Annotated in this window: 22 protein-coding genes; 11 read left to right on the top strand and 11 right to left on the bottom strand. The window is 66.6% G+C overall.

Annotated features, from left to right (window positions below; genetic code table 11):
* Positions 1 to 13: 13 nt before the first annotated feature.
* Positions 14 to 424 carry a DUF2141 domain-containing protein gene (locus ACODS0_RS09925; RefSeq protein ID WP_055398954.1) on the bottom strand — a complete coding sequence of 137 codons (411 nt, stop codon included), beginning with the start codon at positions 422 to 424 and terminating at the stop codon, positions 14 to 16.
* A gap of 315 nt (positions 425 to 739) precedes the next feature.
* Between ACODS0_RS09925 and ACODS0_RS09920 the strand changes: the two genes are divergently transcribed.
* Complete coding sequence (locus tag ACODS0_RS09920) at positions 740 to 1468, top strand: hypothetical protein (protein ID WP_218301530.1); 729 nt, start codon at positions 740 to 742, stop codon at positions 1466 to 1468.
* An 80-nt stretch (positions 1469 to 1548) separates the two neighbouring features.
* On the opposite strand, the gene ACODS0_RS09915 is transcribed toward ACODS0_RS09920, so the two are convergent.
* Positions 1549 to 2502: an AEC family transporter gene (locus ACODS0_RS09915; RefSeq protein ID WP_488834626.1), complete on the bottom strand. Its 954-nt coding sequence runs from the start codon at positions 2500 to 2502 to the stop codon at positions 1549 to 1551.
* 141 nt (positions 2503 to 2643) lie between these two features.
* On the bottom strand, positions 2644 to 3924 hold the full coding sequence (locus ACODS0_RS09910; RefSeq protein ID WP_156358549.1) for an ABC transporter substrate-binding protein: 1281 nt from the start codon (positions 3922 to 3924) through the stop codon (positions 2644 to 2646).
* A 333-nt stretch (positions 3925 to 4257) separates the two neighbouring features.
* Here ACODS0_RS09910 and ACODS0_RS09905 point away from each other — a divergent pair, with 333 nt between their 5' ends.
* The 4 genes from ACODS0_RS09905 to ACODS0_RS09890 all read left to right on the top strand — a co-directional run bounded on the left by ACODS0_RS09905 (position 4258) and on the right by ACODS0_RS09890 (position 8832).
* Positions 4258 to 6348 (top strand): ATP-dependent helicase, encoded by a 2091-nt coding sequence (locus ACODS0_RS09905; protein WP_488834624.1) that lies wholly within the window; start codon positions 4258 to 4260, stop codon positions 6346 to 6348.
* Positions 6349 to 6527: 179 nt separating this feature from the next.
* Positions 6528 to 6881 carry a hypothetical protein gene (locus ACODS0_RS09900; RefSeq protein ID WP_228899049.1) on the top strand — a complete coding sequence of 118 codons (354 nt, stop codon included), beginning with the start codon at positions 6528 to 6530 and terminating at the stop codon, positions 6879 to 6881.
* The gene (locus ACODS0_RS09895; protein WP_202907095.1) at positions 6878 to 8077 is read left to right on the top strand and encodes a phospholipase A; all 1200 of its coding nucleotides are present in this window, start codon (positions 6878 to 6880) and stop codon (positions 8075 to 8077) included. The genes ACODS0_RS09900 and ACODS0_RS09895 overlap by 4 nt, the downstream gene beginning before the upstream one ends.
* 368 nt (positions 8078 to 8445) lie before the next feature.
* Positions 8446 to 8832: a hypothetical protein gene (locus ACODS0_RS09890; RefSeq protein WP_055392926.1), complete on the top strand. Its 387-nt coding sequence runs from the start codon at positions 8446 to 8448 to the stop codon at positions 8830 to 8832.
* Positions 8833 to 8902: 70 nt separating this feature from the next.
* On the opposite strand, the gene ACODS0_RS09885 is transcribed toward ACODS0_RS09890, so the two are convergent.
* Positions 8903 to 9382, bottom strand: a complete 480-nt coding sequence (locus tag ACODS0_RS09885; protein WP_488834621.1) for a universal stress protein — start codon at positions 9380 to 9382, stop codon at positions 8903 to 8905.
* 109 nt (positions 9383 to 9491) lie between these two features.
* Here ACODS0_RS09885 and tgt point away from each other — a divergent pair, with 109 nt between their 5' ends.
* From tgt to ACODS0_RS09860, 5 genes are all read left to right on the top strand, one after another.
* Positions 9492 to 10664, top strand: coding sequence for a tRNA guanosine(34) transglycosylase Tgt (tgt, locus tag ACODS0_RS09880; protein ID WP_121508943.1), 1173 nt, complete (start codon positions 9492 to 9494; stop codon positions 10662 to 10664).
* Positions 10665 to 10773: 109 nt separating this feature from the next.
* The gene (locus tag ACODS0_RS09875; protein WP_233573486.1) at positions 10774 to 11250 is read left to right on the top strand and encodes a hypothetical protein; all 477 of its coding nucleotides are present in this window, start codon (positions 10774 to 10776) and stop codon (positions 11248 to 11250) included.
* A gap of 111 nt (positions 11251 to 11361) precedes the next feature.
* Positions 11362 to 12498 (top strand): GGDEF domain-containing protein, encoded by a 1137-nt coding sequence (locus tag ACODS0_RS09870; RefSeq protein ID WP_488834616.1) that lies wholly within the window; start codon positions 11362 to 11364, stop codon positions 12496 to 12498.
* Positions 12499 to 12552: 54 nt separating this feature from the next.
* Complete coding sequence (locus tag ACODS0_RS09865; RefSeq protein WP_488834615.1) at positions 12553 to 13122, top strand: LuxR C-terminal-related transcriptional regulator; 570 nt, start codon at positions 12553 to 12555, stop codon at positions 13120 to 13122.
* Positions 13123 to 13257: 135 nt separating this feature from the next.
* Complete coding sequence (locus ACODS0_RS09860) at positions 13258 to 14655, top strand: sensor domain-containing diguanylate cyclase (protein WP_121421356.1); 1398 nt, start codon at positions 13258 to 13260, stop codon at positions 14653 to 14655.
* 163 nt (positions 14656 to 14818) lie between these two features.
* Here the strand turns inward: ACODS0_RS09860 and ACODS0_RS09855 are convergent, their stop codons facing one another.
* The 4 genes from ACODS0_RS09855 to ACODS0_RS09840 form a co-directional block, all read right to left on the bottom strand.
* Positions 14819 to 15871, bottom strand: a complete 1053-nt coding sequence (locus tag ACODS0_RS09855; RefSeq protein WP_488834612.1) for a serine endopeptidase — start codon at positions 15869 to 15871, stop codon at positions 14819 to 14821.
* Positions 15872 to 15948: 77 nt separating this feature from the next.
* A complete protein-coding gene (locus ACODS0_RS09850; protein ID WP_488834610.1) occupies positions 15949 to 16893 on the bottom strand; it encodes a DUF2145 domain-containing protein in 945 nt (314 codons plus the stop codon).
* A gap of 2 nt (positions 16894 to 16895) precedes the next feature.
* Complete coding sequence (locus tag ACODS0_RS09845) at positions 16896 to 17378, bottom strand: hypothetical protein (protein WP_218301519.1); 483 nt, start codon at positions 17376 to 17378, stop codon at positions 16896 to 16898.
* Between the two features lie 120 nt (positions 17379 to 17498).
* On the bottom strand, positions 17499 to 17987 hold the full coding sequence (locus ACODS0_RS09840) for a YiaA/YiaB family inner membrane protein (protein WP_055401956.1): 489 nt from the start codon (positions 17985 to 17987) through the stop codon (positions 17499 to 17501).
* Positions 17988 to 18281: 294 nt separating this feature from the next.
* On the opposite strand from ACODS0_RS09840, the gene ACODS0_RS09835 reads away from it, so the two are divergent.
* Complete coding sequence (locus ACODS0_RS09835; RefSeq protein ID WP_488834605.1) at positions 18282 to 19463, top strand: saccharopine dehydrogenase family protein; 1182 nt, start codon at positions 18282 to 18284, stop codon at positions 19461 to 19463.
* A gap of 214 nt (positions 19464 to 19677) precedes the next feature.
* On the opposite strand, the gene ACODS0_RS09830 is transcribed toward ACODS0_RS09835, so the two are convergent.
* Genes ACODS0_RS09830 through ACODS0_RS09820 form a run of 3 tightly spaced genes read right to left on the bottom strand, consistent with a single transcriptional unit; the run spans position 19678 to position 22655 of the window.
* On the bottom strand, positions 19678 to 20658 hold the full coding sequence (locus tag ACODS0_RS09830) for an NAD-dependent epimerase/dehydratase family protein (protein ID WP_488834603.1): 981 nt from the start codon (positions 20656 to 20658) through the stop codon (positions 19678 to 19680).
* Entirely contained in the window at positions 20658 to 21653 is a 996-nt protein-coding gene (locus ACODS0_RS09825) for a fumarylacetoacetate hydrolase family protein (RefSeq protein WP_488834601.1), read from the bottom strand. The genes ACODS0_RS09830 and ACODS0_RS09825 overlap by 1 nt, the downstream gene beginning before the upstream one ends.
* A gap of 21 nt (positions 21654 to 21674) precedes the next feature.
* On the bottom strand, positions 21675 to 22655 hold the full coding sequence (locus tag ACODS0_RS09820; protein ID WP_488834599.1) for a tripartite tricarboxylate transporter substrate binding protein: 981 nt from the start codon (positions 22653 to 22655) through the stop codon (positions 21675 to 21677).
* Positions 22656 to 22668 lie beyond the last annotated feature (13 nt).

Below are 22668 nucleotides of genomic sequence, written 5' to 3'. Positions count from 1 at the left end.
GCTCCTGGCTGGCTTACTTGAGTTCGATGGCCTGGGGGCTGACATCGGCACCCACGCGGAAGGCCGCGTCGGCGAACTGCGGTGGGCCCAGCGCGCTGCGCGCATTGCGGCTGAAGCCGTATAACTCGGTCGGCACGCCAAACACATTGGCGTCGAGTTTCATGTTGGCGTTCTCGTCCAGAAACACCGAAACGGCGTAGTCACCTTCGGGCAGGCCCACAAACTGCACCACAGCCTTCCCATCGCCCGGCTGGGCCGTGGCCACCTGCAGCGGCTTGCCGCGCGGGAAGCCCTCGCTGTTGTCAAACAGTGCGGCCAGCACGGCGCCCTGCTTTTGCGCAGGCACGGTGACTTCAATGCGCAGGTCGGCAGCGTGTGCAGCCAGGGTGGTCAGCGCGGCCAGGAAGAGAATCAGTTTTTTCATGAAGGGGCTTTCTGTGGGGGGGTCAAGCTGGGACACGCCCAGACCGACCCGCACTGTGCCAGCCCGCCCAGGCCCCGCGAGACATTTGCGACGAAATGCACAAAACGTGGCGTGACCTGCAACCCGTCGGCGTGAGGCACACCGGCCTGGCAAGGCCGCCCGGTCGGCCCAGCTTGCGCTGCCCGCCTGCCCGATAAAACTTGCATCCGGGGGGATCGGCCCAGATACTGCGCCTCTTTGCAGCTCGGTATTGGCGGGCATGGCGCCCCGCGCACCGTCCCCCTGCTCCCCCTCGACTTTCAGAAAGCCCTACCAATGACAGCCATTGTTCGTGCCCTGATCTTGCTGCTCCTCCTGGCGGGGGGAACCGCCGTGCGTGCCCAGAACCTGCTCACCAACGGCAACTTCGAGGCCGGCCTGGCTGGCTGGAGTACCTGGACGGCGCCGCCGGGCTTCTGGGACGGCACCTGGATACACAGCAACGACTGCGATATCTGGGTGCCCACCCAGTGCCCGTTCGGAGGCGCCGGAACGTCCCACGCGCAGAAAAAAGGCAGTGGCGCGGGCAATGCACACGGGGGCCTGTTCCAGACCGTGGCGGTCACGCCCGGGCGGGTGTACCGGCTGCGCGGCGCCTGGTCGGGGGGCGTCACGGGCAATGCCGGCGGCAACGCCACCTGGTGGGAGGTGGTGGCCTACGACGGCGCTGTGGGCGCAGCCACCATCGACGCGGCGCCGGGCCCGCTGGACACGCTGATTGCCCGGCGCGACGTGTCGAACCTCGCGCTCAACGGCGTCTTCCAGTTCCAGTGGGAGCCCTTTGACGGCACCTTTACGGCGACCTCCAGCCAGGTGACCATCGCACTCAAAACCGGCAGCTTCTTCACCTTCGACGCGGCGGGCTACCACGACGACCTGGTGCTCGAAGAAGTGGCCTCCAGCAACATCCCCGTCAACTCGCCCTGGGCGCTGGTGGTGCTTTGCCTGGGGCTGCTGGCGACCGGCGCCTGGATGCGGCGCGGCCCGGGAACGCGGCGCGGGTAGAAGGCAGCGCCAAAAATTCAAGCATTTTGGGCCGCCAGCGCTTTATGGAAAAGCGCCAATAGCTATCATAAATATAGCAATCAGGTCAGCAGCGCCACCGCTGCTGAAAAGCTCAGAAACGCCAGCGCCGTGGACACCAGAATGATCCGCGCCACACGCCCATTGTTGGCGCCGAACTTTTCGGCCAGCAGCGAGACGTTGCTGGCGCTGGGCAGCGCGGCCAGCAGCACCAGCACCGTCAGCGCAAAGGGCGTGAGCGGCACCTCCATCGCCATGCCCGCCGTGCCCACGCCCCACACCAGCAGCGGGTGCACCAGGAGCTTGGCCAGCGCCACCGGCACATAGTCGCGCGCGGGCACCTGCTCGTGCTGGTTCATCTGCGAACGCGCCAGCACGGCACCGATGGTGAACAGCGCCACAGGCGAGGCCGCGTCGGCCAGCATGGCGATGGTCTTGTCCACCGGGCCGGGCAGCTTGAACTGCAGGGCCGAGGCCAGTGCGCCCAGCGCGATCGACCAGGGCATGGGATTGGTCGCCATGCCCTTGAAGGCGTTCTTCAGCGCCACCCCCACGCCGTGGGTGCCCGCACCATCCAGGCGCGAGAGCGCAATACACAGCGAGCTGGTGATGACCATGTCCACCACGATGGTGACGATGGCAGGGCCCGCGCTTTGCGCCCCCAGCAGTGCGACCAGCAGCGGCACGCCCATGAAGCCGGTGTTGGGAAAAGCGGCCACCAGCGCACCAAAGGCTGCGTCGTTCCAGCCGATGTGCGCCTTGCGCGTGAGCGCCACCGTGGCTCCCACCATCACCAGCGCACAGAGCACATACACGCCCGCCACGGCCGGGTCCAGCAGCTGGGCGATGGGTGTGCTCGCGCCAAAGCGGTACAGCATGCAGGGCAGTGCAAAGTACAGCACGAAGGCGTTGAGCCCCGGGATGGCCGGCTGGGGAAGCACTCCGCGCCGGGCGGCGAGATAGCCGCAGAGCACCAGCGCAAAGAAGGGGAAGGTGATGAGAAGGACGGAGAGCACGGTCCCATTGTCCTTGCTGCGCCTGCGGCCGGGGTCTGCGGCGCCCGGTGTGGTCAGCGCAAAGTCAGGTGGGGGCCATCACCCATGGCGAATGCACGGCAAGGATCTCCAGCCAGCGTTGCGGTTGAAGGCGCATCCACTTCACTGCTTGCGCTGGATGATCAGGTTGCGCTTGGCGTCTTCGGGGTAGGCAAAGGTGATGGCGCCGTTCTTGACCATGCCCATGACCAGCATGTTGCGCGTGATCGCGTCCTTGTCCTGCACGCTGAAGGGCTTGTCGTAGGTGGTGACCACGCCGTAGTAGGTCTTCATCTTGCCCTCCAGCGACTCCTTGATGGCCTTGCCGGTGAGGTTGCCGTCGCGGATGCCGAGGAAGGAATACATCAGCAGGTAGGTGGCGTCGTAGGCGTTGGCCGCTGCCATGGGCACAGCCACCTTGCCGTGGTACTTGCGGGTATAGCTCGACAGGAACGATGCACGGCGCTCGTTGCTGGGCTCGGCGATGAAGGTCTGCACCATGAGCGCGCCCTCGGCCGCGTCCTTGGCGCCTTCGAGGAAGAAGGGGAAGGACAGTGGCCACGGCCCCACCTGCGGCACCTTCCAGCCCAGGGCCTTCTTGCCGTTGGCGATGGTGGCGTTTTCCGGCCCCACGGTGTAGCTGTAGACCACGTTGGCGCCCGCGTTGCGCGCGGCGGTCAGCTCGGCCGTGAGGTCCTTCACCCCCAGGTCAAAACGCGCCACATGCACGGGCTTGAGGTTCTTGGCCGCCAGCGCGGCCACCACGTCGTTGTAGCCGCCTTCGCCATAGCCGGTCTTGTCGGCAAAGATGGCGACCTTGTCCCAGCCGCGCTTGACGATGTCGTCCACCAGGAAGGGCGCCTGGATCGCGTCGCGCGCCTGCACGCGGAAGATGTAGCTGTCGGGCGCGGGGTATTTGGCCGTCACGGCAGTGCCCGTGGCGCAGGGCACGATGAGGGGGCTGGCGGCGCCCTGGAACAGGTCGATGGCCTTGAGCGCCACGCCGGTGTTGCAAAAGCCGATGGTGGCGACCACTTTTTCATTGAGAAGCTCTTGCGACACCTTACGCCCCTGGTCGGGGTCGGCCGTGTCGTCCTTGATGACCAGTTCCAGCGGGCGGCCCAGATAGCCGCCCACGGCATTGATTTCGTCCACCGCCAGCTTGATGCCGTTGAGCATGGGCACGCCAAAATCGGCCGATGGCCCGGTGAACGGCCCCACGACCCCCACGCGCACAGGCACGGTGCTGCCGATCTGGGCCTGTGCCGGCAGCAGGGCCGTGCAGGCCAGTACACCGGATGCCACCACAGCGCTCCATGCGCGAAGGTGCACACAGCGGCGGCGTGCGTCCGGGATGCCCGGTGCGGCGGTCTGAGCGGTGGAGGGCTGGTCAGTGGGGTTCATGGCGGGGCTCGGTTCTCTACACCAGCATCCCGGCAAGAGATGCACTGGCCTGCGAGTATCAAATTGTGAAAACAAAGCCCCTAGCGGGGTTTCCCGGAGCGTCCGGCCCGCCAGGTGCTGGTGGCGCCCACCCGTCAGGGGCCTGTCAGCCGCCCGCCCGGCACAAGCGGGCCACCCCGACTGGGCACGGGCTAGACAGGCTGCCGGACCGCGCCGGTATCATTGCGCCCTTGCGCGGCCTGACCCGGCCGCGCCACCACCCGCCCCTGGGCATGCGCCGCCCACACCCGCCCTCCCTGTCCCGCTCCCCGCTGCTCTGCTGCCCTCCCTCCCATGTCTGCCGGTCTCAATCTCGCCCAGCTCCAGGCTGTCCACTACACCGACGGGGCTTGCCTCGTGCTGGCCGGGGCGGGCTCGGGCAAGACGCGGGTGATCACCATGAAGATCGCCCACATGATCGAAAAGGGCATGGACCCCAAGCGCATTGCGGCCATCACCTTCACGAACAAGGCTGCCGCCGAAATGCGCGAGCGCGCCAAGGGCCTGATCGGCCGGCGCGCCAAGGATGTGCTGGTGTGCACCTTCCACGCCCTGGGCGTGCGCATGGTGCGCGAGGACGGCCATGTGCTGGGCCTCAAACCCCAGTTCAGCATCCTCGACGCCGATGACGTGACGGGCATTCTGAAAGAAGCCTCGGGCGGCACCACCGACATGGCCACCGCGCGCCAATGGCAGTGGGTCATCAGCAAGTGGAAGAACATGGGCCTGACTTCCGAGCAGGCGCTGGCCCAGGCGGCGGACGACAACGAACGCATCATCGCCACGCTGATGGCCCGGTATGAAGAGCGCCTGGCGGCCTACCAGAGCGTGGACTTTGACGACCTGATCGGCATGCCGCTGCGGCTGCTGCGCGACTTCCCGGAGGTGCGTGCCAAGTGGCAGGCGGCCCTGGGCCATGTGCTGGTGGACGAGTACCAGGACACCAACGCCACGCAGTACGAGCTGCTCAAACTGCTGGTGGGCGAAAAGGGGCACTTCACCGCCGTGGGCGACGACGACCAGTCCATCTACGGCTGGCGCGGCGCGACGCTGGACAACCTCAAGAAGTTGCCGGTGGACTACCCCCACCTCAAGGTCATCAAGCTGGAGCAGAACTACCGCTCCACCAGCGCCATCCTGCGTGCGGCCAACAACGTAATCGGGCCCAACCCGAAGCTGTTCCCCAAAACCCTGTTCAGCGAACTGGGCGAAGGCGAGCCCGTGCGGGTGGTGGACGCCGACAGCGAAGAACACGAAGCCGAGCGCGCCGTGGCCCGCATCCAGAGCCTGCGTGCGGCCAGCAACCCGCCACCGGACTGGAAGAGTTTTGCCATCCTGTACCGCGCCAATCACCAGGCCAAGCCGTTCGAGAAGGCGCTGCGCAAGGCCAATATTCCGTACAAGGTGTCGGGCGGCACCAGCTTTTTCGACCGCGCCGAAATCAAGGACCTGTGCGCCTGGTTTCGCCTGTGGATCAACAACGACGACGACCCGGCGTTTCTGCGCGCCATCACCACGCCCAAGCGCGGCATCGGCCACACCACGCTGGCGGCTCTGGGCGCGTTTGCCACGCAGCACAAGCAGAGCATGTTCGGCGCGCTGTTCAACGGCATGCTGCCAGCGGCGGTGCCCAAGCGTGCCATGGACGGCCTGCACGAATTTGGCCGCTACATCAACTACCTGGAGTACAGCGCGCGCCGCACCCATGGCGCCGAAGAGGCCCGCGCCTTTCTGAACGAATGGCTCAAGGAAATTGGTTACGAGCAGCACCTGTACGACAACGAAGACAGCGAAAAAGTGGCGGCCGCCCGCTGGAGCAACGTGATGGAGTTCTGCGACTGGATGGCCCAGCGCGCGGGCGGGCAGATCGACGATACGGCCGGTGCCATGGTGGCCAAGGAGACCAAGAGCCTGCTGGAGGTGTCGCAGACCATTGCACTGCTGTCCACCATCAGCGAGCGCGAGCAGGAGCAGGACATGGTCACGCTCTCCACACTGCACGCCAGCAAGGGGCTGGAGTGGCCCCACGTGGTGCTGGTGGGCGTGACCGAGGGCATGCTGCCCTTCAAGCTCGACGACGACGAAGGCCGCCAGCAGAAGGTGAGCGACGACACGCTGCAGCGCCTGCAGGAAGAGCGCCGCCTGATGTACGTGGGCATCACCCGCGCCCAGCGCACCCTGGCCGTGAGCTGGACCAAGCGGCGCAAGAAGGGCCGCGAGATGGTGGCCGCGCAGCCCAGCCGCTTCATTGCCGAAATGGGCCTGGACAAGACCACCGCCCGCGAAGATCCGCGCGAGAAGCTCAAGGCATTGCGCGCCGAATTTGCGGCCAAGGCCCAGGCCACCACCGCAGCCACTGCAGCCGCAGCCGCCACCCCGGAATGAGCGCCCCACCGCAGCCACGGCACCCACCATAACGCACTCCACCCATGGCGCCCGACATCCACCGACACACGCCGCTGTTGGCAGTTGCTTTTGTTTTGATAGCTATCAGCGCTTATCCTACAAGCGCCAGTAGCCAAAATGACCCAAAATCCACGGCAGCATGCCCGTCGGCGGCAGACATGGACCACCAGCACCTGCAAGGGCGCTGGCTGGCCCAACTGCAGGGCGCAGCCCCGGATGCACCTGGCGCCACCGCCACACTGCAACTGGGCCCGCATCCCGAGCTGGCACAGAGCGTGCGTGGCACCGTGCAAAGAAATGGCGCCACGGCGCAGGTCAGCGGCGACGTCGATGGCGGCGACCTGACGCTGGAAGAATCGATCAATGGCACGAACATCAGCGCCACCTGGACAGGCCAGGTGGTCGATGGAAGTTGCGGCAAGGAAATACGCGGAACATGGAACAACGCCAACCCCACCCCTTCGGCCCCCTCGGCTCCTTTTGTGCTGCGCAAGCAGGTGGGCTGGCAATGACGGCCGCGCCAGCCTCACCTCGCCGCAGCGGCGGCCACCGGCGTGGCACGCTGGCCCTGCTGGTGGCCGCTGCGCTGACGCCTGCCGGCGCCGCGCTGGCGCAGACCCCGCCTGCTGGCGGCTCGGCCACCCCGAGCGGCGACGCTGCCTGGCGCCGCTGCGCCGCCCTGTCCAGTGACAATCAGGCGCGCCTGGCCTGCTTTGACCAGTGGGCCACCGACCAGCAAGGCTGGAACGCGCCTGGCGCCACGGCGTCGGCCTCGACAGACGTGCCGCCCCCGGTGGACACCACGCTACCCGCCACCCGTGTGATTGACGTGGCCCGCACCGAGGGCTGCCGCGATCCGCAGTACAGCGACCTCTCGCGCTTCTGGGAACTGGAGTCGGGCAGCGACTGCGGTACCTTCAGCTTCCGGGGCTACCGGCCCATCACCGTGTCGGTGGTGGCGTCAAGCAATGTGAACCGCCAGCCCACGTCGGATGCAGCCGACCATTCGGCCACCGAGTCCACGCCCTACCGCCGCACCGAGAACCGCATCCAGCTGTCGGTGCGTACCAAGGTTGCGCAAGGGCTGCTGACCCAGGGACATCCCACGCTCAAGGACTCGGTGTGGTTCGGCTACTCCCAGCAGTCATACTGGCAGCTGTTCACCCCCGAGATCTCGCGCCCCTTCCGCGCCACCGACCACGAGCCCGAGGTCATGTATGTCTACCCCACCACGGCACAACTGCCGTTTGGCTGGAAGTGGCGCTACAGCGGCATCGGACTGGTGCACCAGTCCAACGGCCAGAGCAAGCCCCTGTCGCGCAGCTGGAACCGCGCCTACCTGATGACGGGCATGGAGCTGGGCAACAGCGTCAGCGTGAACGCGCGCATCTGGAAGCGCATCCCCGAAAGCTCGGGCAGCGACGACAACCCCGGCATCAGTGACTACATCGGGCGGGGTGAGCTGTCGGCATTCTGGAACGTCAACAAGGAGAACACGGTGGGCGCCACGCTGCGCCACTCGTTGTCGAGCAGCGACCGGGGCTCGGTCCGCCTGGAATGGCTGCAGACCGTGGGCACGGGCCTGTTTGGCAACAAGAGCAACCTGCGCCTGCACACGCAGCTGTTCAGTGGCTACGGCGACAGCATGATCGACTACAACCGCAAGCGGACCGTATTCAGCGTGGGGTTGAGTCTGGTGGACTTCTAGAGTCCATCCCCCTGAGGCGCTGCGCACCTTCCCCCTTCTCTCGAATGGCTGCGCCATTCGGGAAGGGGGACGCAGCCCTCGCTGCAGGGCGGCCCTGGCTCGGCTGCCCGCGCCTGGGGCTGCGCCAGTCTCACAGGCTGCGCACAAGGCAAAGCGCAGCGAACTCCGCGCTGGATTGTTCACAACTCGTTACGACATCGTCCTCAAGTTTTGCGTGACGGCGCCGACAGGCCGCCACAATGGCACGCGCACAGAAACCGGCGTGGCCATCTGTGAGAGGCGTTCAAAAAGAGCCCCTTTCCCACCGTTTTACCTGCCATTGCCCACACCGTGCGCCCTCGACAATGCCGACAAAGAGGAACACACCCATGGACATGCAATACCAGCTCAAGGCAGGCAGCTACTACCTCTACGACATGCGCGAGGCGCCCAGTGCCGTCACGGGTGAGCGCAGGTTCAAGCTCAAGACCGACACGGTGGCCATTGCGTTCGATGCGCACACGGGCGAAGTGCACCAGCATGGCAGCCCCACGCGCATCCAGTCTTGGGCCAACAACACGCGCCGCCGCCTGCGCGCTGCTGGGGCGCAGGACATGGCCAACGACATCGTGGTGGTGTCGGGCCCACTGCCGGTGGACGAACTCAACAAATGCCTGTGGGTGCGCGGCTATGTGCGCCGCATGTTCTCGCGCCTGGCCACCTTGCCCCACGGCAAGCTGCAGCGCCCTGCGGAGCCGTTTCGCAAGGCAGCCTGAAACCAGGCGAGCTTCCTCAAAGATCCCGATCAGGGCCGCACACAGCGGCCCTTTTCTTTTCTGGGAGCGCTCAGGCCTCCGAGTCCTCGGCCACGTCGCTGTCTGTGTTCTCCAGCACCTCGGCGTGTTTGACGATGGTCACCGGCACCGGGCTGGCATGCGCCACCTCCTGCGACACCGAACCCAGCAGCGCGCTGGTGATGGCGCCCTGGCCCTTGGCGCCGATGATGACCATGTCGCAGCCCGAGCGCTCGATCATGTCCACCAGCGTGTGCGCCACATCGCCCACACCCACATCGGTTTCATAAGCCACCCCGGCCGCATCGAGCAGTGCGCGCGCCGACGCCATGAGATGGTCACCCGCCTCCAGGCTGGCGGCGGCGATCAGGTCGGGGTCGCGCGTGGTCACCAGTTCGTAGAGCGTGGCGGGCTCCTGCACATTGGCCAGCACCATGGTGGCCTGGAGCCCCTGGCCCACCAGCGCCAGTGCGTGGTGCACGCCATCCAGGGAGAGTTCGGAGCCGTCCACGGCGATGAGGATTTTGAGCATGGTGTTCTCCTTGTAGTACCTTGGTCCAGTGTAGCCACGGCCTCGTCGAAAACCCGTCCATAACCTTGAGCGAGGTCAGGGTAGCCTGTCTGGGACAATGCCGCCCATCATGCTGCAGTTCGACCTCCTCAAAACCGACCCCACCAGCCACGCACGCCGTGGCACGCTCACGCTCAACCATGGCGTGGTGCAAACCCCCATCTTCATGCCCGTGGGCACCTATGGCACCGTCAAGGGCGTGATGCCGCGCAGCCTGCACGACATGGGCGCGCAGATCATCCTGGGCAACACCTTCCACCTGTGGATGCGCCCGGGCCTGGATGTAATGCAGAGCTTTGGCGGCCTGCACGGCTTTGAAAAATGGGACAAGCCCATCCTCACCGACTCGGGCGGCTTCCAGGTCTGGAGCCTGGGCGCCATGCGCAAGATCACCGAAGAAGGCGTGACCTTTGCCAGCCCCGTCAACGGCGACAAGCTCTTCATGTCGCCCGAGGTGAGCATGCAGATCCAGACCACGCTCAACTCCGACATCGTGATGCAGCTCGACGAATGCACGCCGTACGAGACCAAGGGCCACAAGACCACCGAGGCCGAGGCGCGCAAGAGCATGGAAATGAGCCTGCGCTGGGCCAAGCGCTCGCGCGATGAGTTCCAGCGGCTGGAGAACCCCAACGCCCTCTTTGGCATCGTGCAGGGCGGCATGTTCAAGAACCTGCGCCAGGAGTCGCTGGAGCACCTGGTCGAGATGGACTTCCCCGGCTACGCCGTGGGTGGTGTGAGCGTGGGCGAGCCCAAGGACGAGATGCTGGACATCATGGCCCACACGCCCCACCGCCTGCCCGCACACAAGCCCCGTTACCTGATGGGCGTGGGCACGCCCGAAGACCTGGTGCAGGGCGTGGCCGACGGCGTGGACATGTTCGACTGCGTGATGCCCACGCGCAACGCGCGCAACGGCACGATGTTCACGCGCTTTGGCGACCTTAAAATCCGCAACGCACGCCACAAGGCCGACCACCGGCCGATGGACACCAGCTGCACCTGCTACGCCTGCGCGGGCAGTTCGGGCGTGTCGTGGGACGATGGCGGGCGCGAGGGCTTCAGCCGCGCCTACCTGCACCACCTGGACCGCTGCGGCGAGATGCTGGGCCCCATGCTGACCACCGTGCACAACCTGCACTACTACCTGAACCTGATGCGCGAGGTGCGCGAGTCGCTGGACGCAGGCACGTTCGCCGAATTCCGTGCACGCTTCAAGACCGAGCGCGCACGGGGCGTGTAAGCACAGCCAATAGCTATGAAAATAATAGCTATTAGCGCTTGATAGATAAGCGCCAGAGGCCAAAATCATCCAAAACCTCCTGCACCACCTGCTGCGCTGGCCCGCCCGCATGCTGACCGGCCTGGGCAGCGGGCTGCTGGCGCTGCTGATCCTGTTCGAGGAATGGGGTTGGGAGCCGCTGCAGCGCCTGCTGGCGCGCATCGGCCGCTGGCCCGGCCTGCGCTGGATTGAAGGCTGCGTGCGCACCCTGCCCCCCTGGGCGGCGGTGGCGGTGTTTCTGCTGCCCACGGCACTGCTGCTGCCCGTCAAGCTGCTCGCCCTGTGGGCGGTGGGCCGGGGGCACGTGGTACTGGGCATGCTGGTGATCGTGCTGGCCAAGGTAGTGGGCACCGCCGTGGTGGCGCGGCTGTTCAGCCTGACCCAGCCCGCCCTGATGCAGCTGCACTGGTTTGCCTGGACCTATGCCCACTGGATGCGCCTCAAGCACGCGGTGCTGGAGCGCGCCCGCGCCTCGTGGGCATGGCGCGTGGCGCGGGTGGTGCGGCGGCAATGGCGGCTGCGCTGGCACAGGCTTCGCGCCAGGTAATGTTGGGTAGCGCCAGGGTAGCGCCCGCCGCTGTTTTGCTGCCAAGATATGCGCTCCCGCAAAAGCCTTCCCCAACGTCATCCCCCACCGCCACCGCATTGCGACATGGGTATGCAGCTTGACCTCCCGACCATCCTCCTGCTCTACAAGACCGCGCTGGTGGCGGGGGCGCTGAGCATCTTTCATGTCAGCCGCCATTCGTGCCGCCCGCAAGGGCTCAAGCCCCTGGCAGCCGCCTACCTGCTGCTGGCCGTTGGTGCCGAACTGGCAGGCCAGGGTGAATATTCCATGCTGCCGCTCTGGTTCTGGACCCACACCAGCCTGCTGCTCGGGGCACTGGGGTACACCCTCTTCTGGGCAGGTGCACGGGCACTGAGCGGCCGCAGGCGCGTCCTGCCTGCGGTGCTGATACTGGTTCCCGGAGGCTGGCTGGTGCTGGGCCTGGTCACGCAGTTTCCGCTGGACAACCTGCTGCGCGCAGGCGCCTTCCACCTGACCGCCGCAGTGTCACTGACCGCGGCAGCCTGGGAGGTGTGGCACGACCGCCGCACCGAACCCCTGCCATCGCGTCCCCTGCTGGCCGGGCTGCTCCTGGCCAGCGCGGGCACCTTTGCCCTGCAGCTGTTGTACATCGCCACGCACACCGCCAGCCCACAGGGTTTTGCGCTGGCATTCTCCGTGCAGATGTTCTGCCACTTTGGCGTTGCGCTCATGGTCTCGTCCCTCTCCAACGAGCGCGCCGAAGTGCGCCTGGAAAAAGTGGCGCAGACCGACACGCTCACCGGTGTAGGCAACCGGCGCTGGGCCATGTCCATGCTGCCTGCGCGGCTGCCCGTGGGCAGCGCCATCGCGCAGCTCGACCTGGACCACTTCAAGCACATCAATGACCGCTTCGGCCATGCGGCGGGCGACCGCGTGCTGGTCGCCACGGCCGACGCACTTCGCCACCAGCTGCGCGATTCGGACCTGCTGGCCCGCATGGGCGGTGAAGAGTTCCTGGTCTACCTGCCGGACGCCAGCGCCAGTGCTGCAAGCGCCATCGCCCAGCGCCTGTGTGGGGCCGTGCAGCAGATCCGGCTGTCCGCGCTGGGCGAGGACATCCCCGTCACCGTGAGCATTGGACTGGCCTGCGTGACCTCCGCCGGCGGAACCTGGGCCGACTGGCTGGCTGCGGCCGACCGGGCGCTGTACGACGCCAAGCGCGAGGGCCGCAACCGCGTGGTGACAACGCACGAGCGCACTGCCTGAAACCGGTCCTTCTCACCCGAGCCGCGCCGCCGACCTGCGGCAGAATCGCACCCCATGCCCGCACCGCCCTATGCCACCCTGAACGAAGCACTGGAGCTGGCCTTTAACCTGGCCCCGGTGGGCATGTGCGTGACGCGCGAGCGCAGCATCGAGATCTGCAACGACGCCTTTGCCCACATGTTCGGCCACGAGCAGGCCGAGCTGCTGGGCCAGCCGCTGGCGCCGCTGTACCCCTCGTTCGAAGAGTTCACCCACACGGGCCACCTGGGCCTGCAGGCGATGAAGGCGTCGGGAAGTTATGCCGATGAGCGCATCATGCGACGGCGCGATGGCTCGCTGTTCTGGTGCCACGTGGTGGGCCGGGCACTGGACCGGTCGGACCCGTTTGCACGGGCGGTGTGGATGTTCGAGGACATCTCGCACCGCCGCCCCGTGAGCACGCCGCTGACCCTGCGCGAGCGCGAAATCGCCCAGCACATCGTCACCGGCGCCACCAGCAAGCAGATCGGGCGCTACCTGGACATCAGCCACCGCACGGTGGACGCCCACCGCGCGCGGCTCATGCGCAAGCTGGGGGCCAGCAGCACGGGGGAGCTGGTGGCGCTGCTGCTGGGCAACACCTGAGAGCTGGCAACGATCTCACAGGGAATCATCAACAATTGTTTCCCCAGCCAACGCTGCGGAGTCTCCCGCGCACCCGGCCCGGGGACAATCGGCACTGACGCGCGCGCTGCTCCCCGCCCATCAACTGCTGCCCCTATGTACCGCCCTTTTTTGCTCCACCGCCCGCTTTCGCCGCCCCTGGCCTGGCTGGGTTTGTCCGTGCTGATCTTCGCCGCCTGCCTGGTGGGCATCTTTGCGCGGCCCATCGGTTTTCTGTCGGTCTTCTGGCCCGCCAATGCGCTGCTGCTGGGGCTGCTGGTGCGTTATCCCAGGCTGGCGCGCCCGCCAGCCTGGGTAGCTGCGGCCGTGGGCTATGTGGCGGCAGACCTGGTGACGGGCAGCTCCTGGTCCATGGCCCTGTGGCTCAACGGCGCCAACCTGCTGGGCGCCACGGCGGGCTGGCTGGTGCTGCGTCGGCTGGACGAACGCATCCGGCGCCTGCAGCGCACCATCTCGGCCCTCTACCTGCTGCTGGCTGCGCTGGCAGCCAGTGCCGTGGGGGCACTGGCAGGCTGCGGCGCCGCGCCGGTCTACTTCAACAGCCCGTGGACCGACCTGCTGTCCCTGTGGTTCAGCACCGAACTCATGAACTACATGCTCATCGTGCCGGTGGTGCTGGCCGCGCCGCGCGCCGACGACCCGCCGCCCGCAACGCAGGAGGTGCCCCTGATCTGGCGTGTGGCACCCGTCAGCTCGCTGCTGCTGGCCGAAGGCGTGCGCACTGTGATCGGGGGGCCCGGCATGCTGGCCTTTGTGGTGCCAGGGCTGCTGTGGTGCGCGCTCAGCTACAGCCCGTTTGTCTCCAGCCTGCTGTCGCTGGTGGTGTGCCTGTGGACCATGGCCGGCGTGGCCACCGGCGTGCTCAACTTCACGCCAGCCCATGCCAGCGACGTGTTCTCGCTGCGTGTGGGCGTCACGCTGCTGGCACTGGGGCCGCTCGCCGTGGCCTGCGCCAGCGCGGCGCGCGCCGAAGCCCTGCGCCGCCTGGACCACGCCGTGCGCCACGACGACCTGACCGGTGTGCTTGCGCGGCGCGCGTTCCTGCAGCAAGGTGAGCGCTTGCTAGCGCGCTACCAGCGCGAATCTGCCGGGTTGGCCGTGTTGATGGTGGACGTGGACCACTTCAAGCAGGTCAACGACCAGCTGGGACACGGTGCGGGCGACCAGCTTCTGATTGGCATCGCCCAGGCCATGACCAGTGCGCTGCGCCCCCAGGATGTTCTAGGCCGCCTGGGTGGCGAGGAGTTTGCGGTGGTGCTGCCCGATGCCTCGCCCGCCGAGGCCCACGCGATCGCAGAACGGCTGCGCACGGTGGTCGAACAGCGGCCCTTTGGTACTGCGCAAGCACCCGAGCAGCACGCCACGGTCAGCATCGGCCTGGTGCACAGCGCCTCGCTGGGCGGCGACGCCGACCTGGACACGCTGCTGCTCGCCGCCGATGCAGCGCTCTACCGGGCCAAGGCGGAGGGGCGCAACCGGGTGATGACAGGGTAGGTCCAAGCGCGCCCCCGCGCCTCCGCAAAGCGCCCCCCTGCGGGGAGGGCGCCGGTGGTACGACAGGGGCTGGCTCCATGAAAGCTCGGGCTTTCCATGCGCCGATTTCATCCGCCGAGCCCAACCAATGGGCACACGGCCCCATCAACGCGCAGGCAGACCGTCACTCCTGCGCCAACTTCACCCCCGCCCCCGTGCCGCAGGCATGGCAAAAGCGTGCAAAAGCGCTCTTGCGGGTGCTGCAGTGGCCGCAATGGTCGAACAGCCCAATGCCGCAATGCGGGCAAAAGTCGATCTTCTCGTTTTTCAGATCCACCGGCCGCTCGCAGCCAGGGCACACGCTTTTGGCCAGGCGGGCCAGGGCCACGTCGTAGCTCAGCTCCTTGCGGCGCTCCTGGTCGGGCAGGGTTTCGGCCAGCTTCTGGCGCTCCAGGTAGCGGTTGAGCGCCAGGATGGCGTAGCGCCCCACCACGGCCGTCAAGGCAATGCCCACCACGTAGCGCACATAACCGCCGTAGCTGGGCAGGTAAGGCACCAGCTCCACAAAGAAGGCAAACAGCGCAAAGAAGATGAAGCCCCACACAAACGGCCAGTAGGTGCTTTTGCGCTTCTTGACGAACAGCCAGCCCGCAACCGCCAGCAGCGGCAGCGTGAGGGCCAGGCGATAGAGGAACACCCGCAGCTCGACCTTGCGGCGCTCGGCATTGAGCTTCACGTAGCCGTCGGACTCCATGCGGTTCAACTGCTCCTGCCGGGCGGCTGCGGTCTGACGGGCATCCAGCGCAGCCTGCTGCTGCGCCTCCACCGCCTGCTGGGTCTTGCGTTCAGCGAGCTTGAGCACGTCCAGCGCCTGGGTGCGCGCCAGCACCTCGGGGTCCTGATCGGCGCGCTGCGTGGCGCTGCGGGTGGACAGCCAGTTGTTGAAGCTGTCCCTCTCGGCCTGCACCTCGCTGCGCACCTTGCTGCGCTGCAGCTGGGCCTGCTCCAGCGCGGTCTGCGCGTCCTGCTCGGTCTGGCGCGCGGCTTTGACCTCGGCGCGCAGCTTGTCGGCTGCGGCTTTGTCCAGAAAGTCGTCCACCCGCAGCGGGGTCTCAACCTTGGGCAGATCACCCACGATGGTGCCACCCAGGCCGATGAGGAAGCTGGCAAACACCAGCGCCACCAGCCACAGGCCACGGCGAAACCATTTTTCGGACAGCCGCAGTGATTTGCTCATGATCGTTCCCCTTTGGAAGGGCTATCCATTTGATAGCATCTAGCGCCTACCAAGCATGCGCCAGAGGCCATTTTTATTCAATTTTTTACCGCCAGCACCGCCGGCGGTGCCGCCAGTTGCGCGCGCTGCAGCCAGGCCAGCACCGAATCGACGGTGACGGTTTCGATGCGGTCCGAAAACCGCTTCTCGTTAGGGTGGTCGTCAAACGCGATATTGGCCGAGCCGACCCGCCCGCCCATGCGCGTGAGCGGCCCGAGCTTGAGCGCGGTGGGCTCGTAGCCCTTGAACTGCAGCCAGGCCTGCGCCTGGTCGCGCGAGTGCACGGTGGCTGGCTCCATGGCCATCGCCAGGGTCTCCAGCGCCCACTGGTTGGACTGCTGGTATTTGCGGCCCCACGCGTAGCTGACCATGCTGTAGGGTGGGTGCTGCAGCGTCTTGGTGCGGGCTTTGTCCTGCAGGACGGCCAGCAGGCGCTGCTGCACCTCGGGCGTGGGCACAGCGTAGACGGCTTCGTAGCGCCACAGGTCGTCCAGGAAGAATTCCCCCAGGCCCTGGCGGTACAGGTGCCCCACGGCCGTGCCACATTCGTTGAGCTTGTGCGCCACGCGCCAGGGGCCTTCGGCCGTCTTGTAGGCCCAGCCCATGTGCGAGTAGCGCAGGCCGTATTTGCTCAGGTCCTGCCCTGCACGGGCCAGCGCCACCACCTGTGCACCCGACCTGGCGTGCTCGGCATCGAGCGCGGCCGAGGTCTGCTCGGACAGCTTCATGCCCCGCTCGATCACCAGCGGCGGCACGGGCTTGCGCGATTCGCACGAGCGGCCCGCCTGGGCCGGGGTGGTTGCCGCAATCGCGACAACAGCTGTCAGTACCGCGATTCCATGGCCTATGAAACTGGCGTGACCTAAGCGAGGGATGCCAAGCAAGGGCCGCCCCGCAGCGAGGGCATCGTCCCCCTTCCCGGAGCGCGCAGCGTGAAGAGAGAAGGGGGAAGCCGCGTCGCGGCTCAGGGGGTTGTACTTCATATTCACAGACGCTCGTTGTGCAAAAGCGCACGACCGATGGCGTTGGGCACAAAGGCAATCGCCTCGCCCGCTGCCGACAGGATCACGCCCGTGCCGATCACGCTGCAGGTGACCACCGTGCCCACCGCGTAGGCTGAGCCCACAACGCCGCGCCCCACCACCTCCACACTCACCTGGGCGCCGTCCGAGGCACGCTCCAGCAGGTACACCGTGCCCACGGCCGAGGCCTCCACCGCCTTCACGGACAGCACCGCGCCGCCCACCGACAACGCTGCGGGCACTGCCACCACTGCGCCCGCAGCAGCGGAAGCCACAGACGCCGTGCCCACCACCGAGGCCACCGGCAACAGCGACAGCGCGGCAGAGGCCTCGCTCTGGGCGCGCGCGGGAGCCATGGCCATCACGGCACACACCACACCGGCCGCGAGCAGAGCGCGAGACAGGCGGGCAGAGCCCCACGAAGAAAACACAGCATTCATCATCATTCACTCCTCAAAATGCGGCCCCACCGCGCACCCGGGGTTCCGGAGAAACCGGGTCGATAGACCAGAAAGAAAAATCACCCGAACAGGCGGCGGATTGCCGCCTGCGCACGTTCGATGCGATCAGTTCGCGCTGCTGCCGTTGGCTGCCGCCTGGGCAGCTTCGCGGCGGCCTTGCAGGCGGGCGTCCATCAGATCAGCCTCGTGGCGATCGCGCAGCATCTTGGCCAGCGTGAAGGCGGTGGTGATGAGGTACAGCCAGCTCACGCCCAGAAACGCCTTGTAGGTCACATTGATGTCCATGCTCATCAGGCCCCAACCCGTGAGGCCCATGGCCACCGCAAATCCGCCCCACACCACCAGCTTCCACATAGGGGTGTCGCCACCGCCACGGCGCGAAGCGCTTTCGTTGTCCCGCACAAACTTGGCCAACACAAACGCGGCCGAGAGGCAGAACACGTAGCCCATCACCATGAAGGCCTGCTCCAGTTGCTCGCCAGGCAGCCATGCCAGGCCCACGGCACACAGAAAAACCGCGATGCCGAACGAGACCCACACCTGCAACTGCCAGGCCTTGGTGTCACGCTGAACAACGATGGGAGAAGAAGACATTGCAGTGCTGCCCCGGGGGGCGTTGGTTGAACACGGAGCGAATGGTGCCCAGACGTAACTTGCGTGTCTGCATTGAACCGTAACAGTGGCTACCCGCAGGCTACTCGGTATCGTTTAGCGGTACTTTTTCTCGAAAAAATAGCCGAAGTCCGTTGTTCTCGCCCTACGCAGCCCCTGCAACGCACCTGCGCGACAGAGCCTGCAGGCCCCGCCAAAGACAATGGCAGACACCCCGGCGTGGCAGCCCCTGATCGCTGCGCATGCTTGCTTTTTTGATGGACGGAGACCCACACCATGACCAAACCCTTTGACCTCGTCGTCCACGGCGCCACCGGCTTCACCGGCCGCCTGGTGGTCGAATACCTGCTCCAGCGCTACCCCGCTGGCAGCGGCCTGCGCTGGGCCATGGGGGGCCGCAATGCCGACAAACTCGCCGCCGTGCGCGACGAAGTGGGCGCACCGGCCGACACTCCGCTGGTCGTGACCGACACCAGCAACCCCGCCAGCCTGCAAGCGCTGATGGATTCCACGCGCCTGGTGCTGACCACCGTGGGCCCCTACCAACTCTATGGCAACGAACTGGTGGCCGCCTGCGCGAAGGCTGGTGTGGACTATGTGGACCTGTGCGGCGAGCCCGCCTGGATGCGCCAGATGATCGACGCGCACGAAGCTGCGGCCAAGGCCGGCGGCGCGCGCATCGTGTTCTCGTGTGGGTTCGACTCGATCCCGTTTGACCTGGGCGTGTTCCTGCTGCAAAAGGAATTTGCCCAGCGCTTCGGCCACCCCGCCCCGCGCGTGCGCGGCCGGGTGCGCAAGATGAAGGGCACCTTCTCTGGGGGCACGGCCGCGAGCCTCAAGGCCACCATGGCCGCGGCTGCCACCAACCCTGCGGTGCTGGATTTGCTGAAGAACCCGTTCTCTCTCACGCCCGGGTTTGAAGGGCCGCGCCAGCCAACCGACCACAAACCCATGGTGGACGAGGCGCTGGGCGATGGAATCTGGGTGGCCCCGTTTGTAATGGCCGCCATCAACACGCGCAACGTGCACCGCTCCAACTTCCTGCTGCAGCACGCCTACGGTACCGACTTTGTCTACGACGAAATGCTCATCACCGGCCCTGGCGAAAAGGGCGAGGCCATCGCCAACGCGGTGGCGGGCGACAAGTCGCTGGGCTCGGACAAAGGCCCCAAGCCCGGCGAAGGCCCTTCGCGCGAAGAACGTGAGAACGGGTTCTACGACGTGCTGTTCCTGGGTACTGACGATGCAGGCAACACCTTGCGCGTGGGCGTGAAGGGCGACCGCGACCCAGGCTATGGCTCCACATCCAAGATGATCTCCGAGGCGGCTGTGTGCCTGCTGCAGGATGCCACCACCACCGCCGGCGGCATCTGGACCACGGCGCCCGCGCTGGGTGACAAGCTGATAGCGCGGTTGCAGGCGAATGCGGGCCTGAGCTTTGCGGTGGAAACGGTGTGAACATATAGCTCCCGGGCGGGCGGTGCAGCGCCTTCGCGGGTAGGCACGTACAAAGCCGCAGGAAAGGCCACGGGAAGGGCCCTGCACACACCTGCACGCCAGATGCGCCGAGGCTATGGGCGCGTCACACGGCGTGCAGGGAGGAGCTGACACCGCCCACCAGTCCGGCGCCCGCTCCACAGCACACCCCATGACGCGCCTTTTTCTGTCTCCCCTACTCCACCATCCCAGGGCTGTGCAGCCCCCCCAGCACCCGCGTAACCAGAGACTCCAGCGAGCCGTCATGCCGGAAACCGGCAGCCTCTGACTGAGGCGTCCGCAAGGCTGGTAAACGCCCGAACAGTGCTTCGGTGCGCGCGTCGGGTGCGTACCGGATCCAGTCCTTGGGATCGAGCCTCTGGGCGTGCGCGATGGCTTGCACCACATCACCCACCGATGACTGCAATACCGGCGGCTGCCAGCACCGCGCGGTCGGCATGCCCTGCGTGGGCAAGCGTGCGGCATGCACCAGGTTGTCCAGACAGCACTGCAGCGACATCCACCAGGCGGTGGCCTGCGCCGACACGGGGCAGGTGTACATCTGCCGCGCCCGCAGGGCATGGAAGATCTGGCTCATGAACGCGGAGCCATGGCCCGTTTCTGTGGGTGGCCGCGCCACGATGCCAGGCAGCCGGAGGCTGCAGCCATCAATGTCGCCGCGCCGGCCATAGTCGGCCACCAGCAGTTCCGTCATCCACTTGTGCACCCCATAGCTGAGGGTGGGCTGCGGTCCCTGGCGCTCATCCACCGCTTGGGTGCCCAGCGCACCGTACACCGCCACCGAACTGGCAAACACCAGCCGTGGGGCACGCGCCCGGCCTTCGCGCACCGGGCGCGCAAGCCCCTCGCACAAGGCCACGGTGTCCAGCAGATTGGCCTGCACGCCCAGCCCAGGTTCACGTTCGGCCAGCGATCCCGGGACACTGGCCAGGTGGAATACGCAGTCGGGCGGATGGTCCTCCAAGGCTTCGAACAGTGCGCGGTCTGCAAAGCCGCCGATATGCCAGTGCACGGCCGGTGCGCAAGGGGCAGCGGGCCCGGCTCGGTCCACCAGCGTCAAACGCAGGGGCAGACTAGGCACCAACGGCACGGACTGCAACCGCTCGGCCAGGGCGGCGCCAATGAACCCGCCGGCACCGGTGACAAGCACATGCATCAGCGCACCTCCGAGCCCACAGCCACCACGCGCTGATGCACCACGCCAAAAGGCCCATCACGGCCATCGGGCCAGCGTGCCTGCATGCGCACGCGGTCACCGTAGCGCATGAACGGCGTTTTGGCCGCACCTTCGTCCAGTATCTCGATCACGCGCCGCTCGGCCAGGCAGGCAGAGCCTGCATCGCGCGCCTGGTTGGACACCGTGCCCGAACCGATGATGGTGCCGGCCGTGAGCCGCCGTGTGCGGGCCGCATGGGCAATGAGCTGGCCGAAACTGAAATTCATTTCTCCGCCATGGGGGTGGCCAAACCACTTGCCGTTGGAGTCCACATGCAATCGCAGATGCACCCGCCCACCCTGCCAAGCGTCGCCCAATTCATCCGGCGTCACGGCCAAAGGGGCAAAGCTGGTAGACGGCTTGGCTTGCAGGAAGCCAAAGCCCGTCTTCATTTCGTGCGGGCCCAGCGCGCGCAGGCTCCAGTCGTTGATCTGGACGACCAAGCGCACGCAGTTCAATGCCGCTTCGGCCGTCACGCCGATGGGCACGGGGCCACAGACGACGCCGAACTCGCCTTCGAAATCGATGCCGTCGGCCTCACTGGGCAAGGGCACATCGTCGCAAGGGCCCAGAAAATCGTCGCTGGCGCCCTGGTACATCACGGGGATGGTGTCAAAGTGCGGGATGGGCGGCGTGTTGAACGCCCGCTCCATCAAGCGGCCATGGTTGAGGAACGCCGATGCATCGAGCCACTGCGGGCTGCGCGGCAAGGGAGCGCGGCATGCGGCGGGATCGAACGCAAAGATGCCGGTGGCAGTGCCAGCCTCCAGCGCAGCAGCGCGCTCGCGCAGGGCGGGCTCCACAGCATCCCAGTTCTGCACAGCGGCCAGCAAGCTGGCCGCTATCGGAGCGGCATCGACGGCCCGCAGGCCGTTGGAAGAAACCAGTACCAGGCGGCCGTCCAGGCTGTCGTCTTTCAAAGTTGCAAATCGCATCGCCAGTCCCATCAGGAAGAATCAGGAAGAAGGGGTTTCCAGTCGCAGCCCCGCCGCCCGGATCACGCGGGCATAGCGGTCTGTCTCTGCTGCCAGAAATGCGCCAAATTCGCGCGCGCTTTGGGTGGGTGTATCAGCACTGCCCAGCAAGGCCAGTTTTTCGCGCAGCTCTGGCAGGGCCAGGATGCGAACGCATTCCGCGTTGAGCCGGCCCACAAGGTCGGCCGGCATGGCAGCAGGCGCCAACAAGCCAAACCAGCCTGTCACCTGAAAGCCCGTCAGGCCCAGCGTCTCGGCCACCGTGGGCAGATCGGCGGGCAAGGCAGGCGAGCGCTGTGCGCCCGTCTGCGCCAGCAGGCGGACGCGCCCGTCCTTGACCATCGGGGCCGCGGCCAGGGCGCTGTTGAACATCAGATTGACTTGCCCAGCCGCCAGGTCGTTGAGGGCGGGCGCAGCGCCTTTGTAAGGCACATGCAGCAGCTGCACTCCGGCCTGCTGCGCCAGCATCTCGCCCGCCAGATGCAGCACGTTGCCGATACCGGCCGATGCGTAGCTGACCTGCCCGGGCTGCCGCCGGGCCAGTGCGATCAGGTCCGACAAGCTGCGCACCGGCAGGGCCGCAGGCACGGCAATCACCATCGGCCCGGGGCTGGCCACCAGGGCCACAGGGGCAAAGTCGCGCTGGCTGTCGTAAGGCAGCCGGGGGTAAAGGCTGGCGTTGATCGCATGGGCTGCGCTGATCCACAACAGGGAGTGCCCGTCTGTGCTTCGCGCTACAGCCTCCGAGGCAATGATGCCGTTGGCCCCTGCACGCGACTCCACCACCACTGGGCTGCCCAGGGCCTGGCCCAGCTTGTCGGCCAGCAGGCGTGCCACCAGGTCAGAGCTGCCTCCGGCTGCGAACGGCAGGACGATGCGCAACGGCCGTGTGGGCCAGGTGGCAGCCCACGTGCTCAGCGGGAACGCCAAGGCACTCACCACCAGGGTTCTTCGGTTCAACATGCGGTGCATGGTT

The sequence above is a fragment of the Acidovorax sp. FG60 genome (genome assembly GCF_057808995.1).
This window is presented reverse-complemented; position numbering and strand designations above follow the sequence as displayed.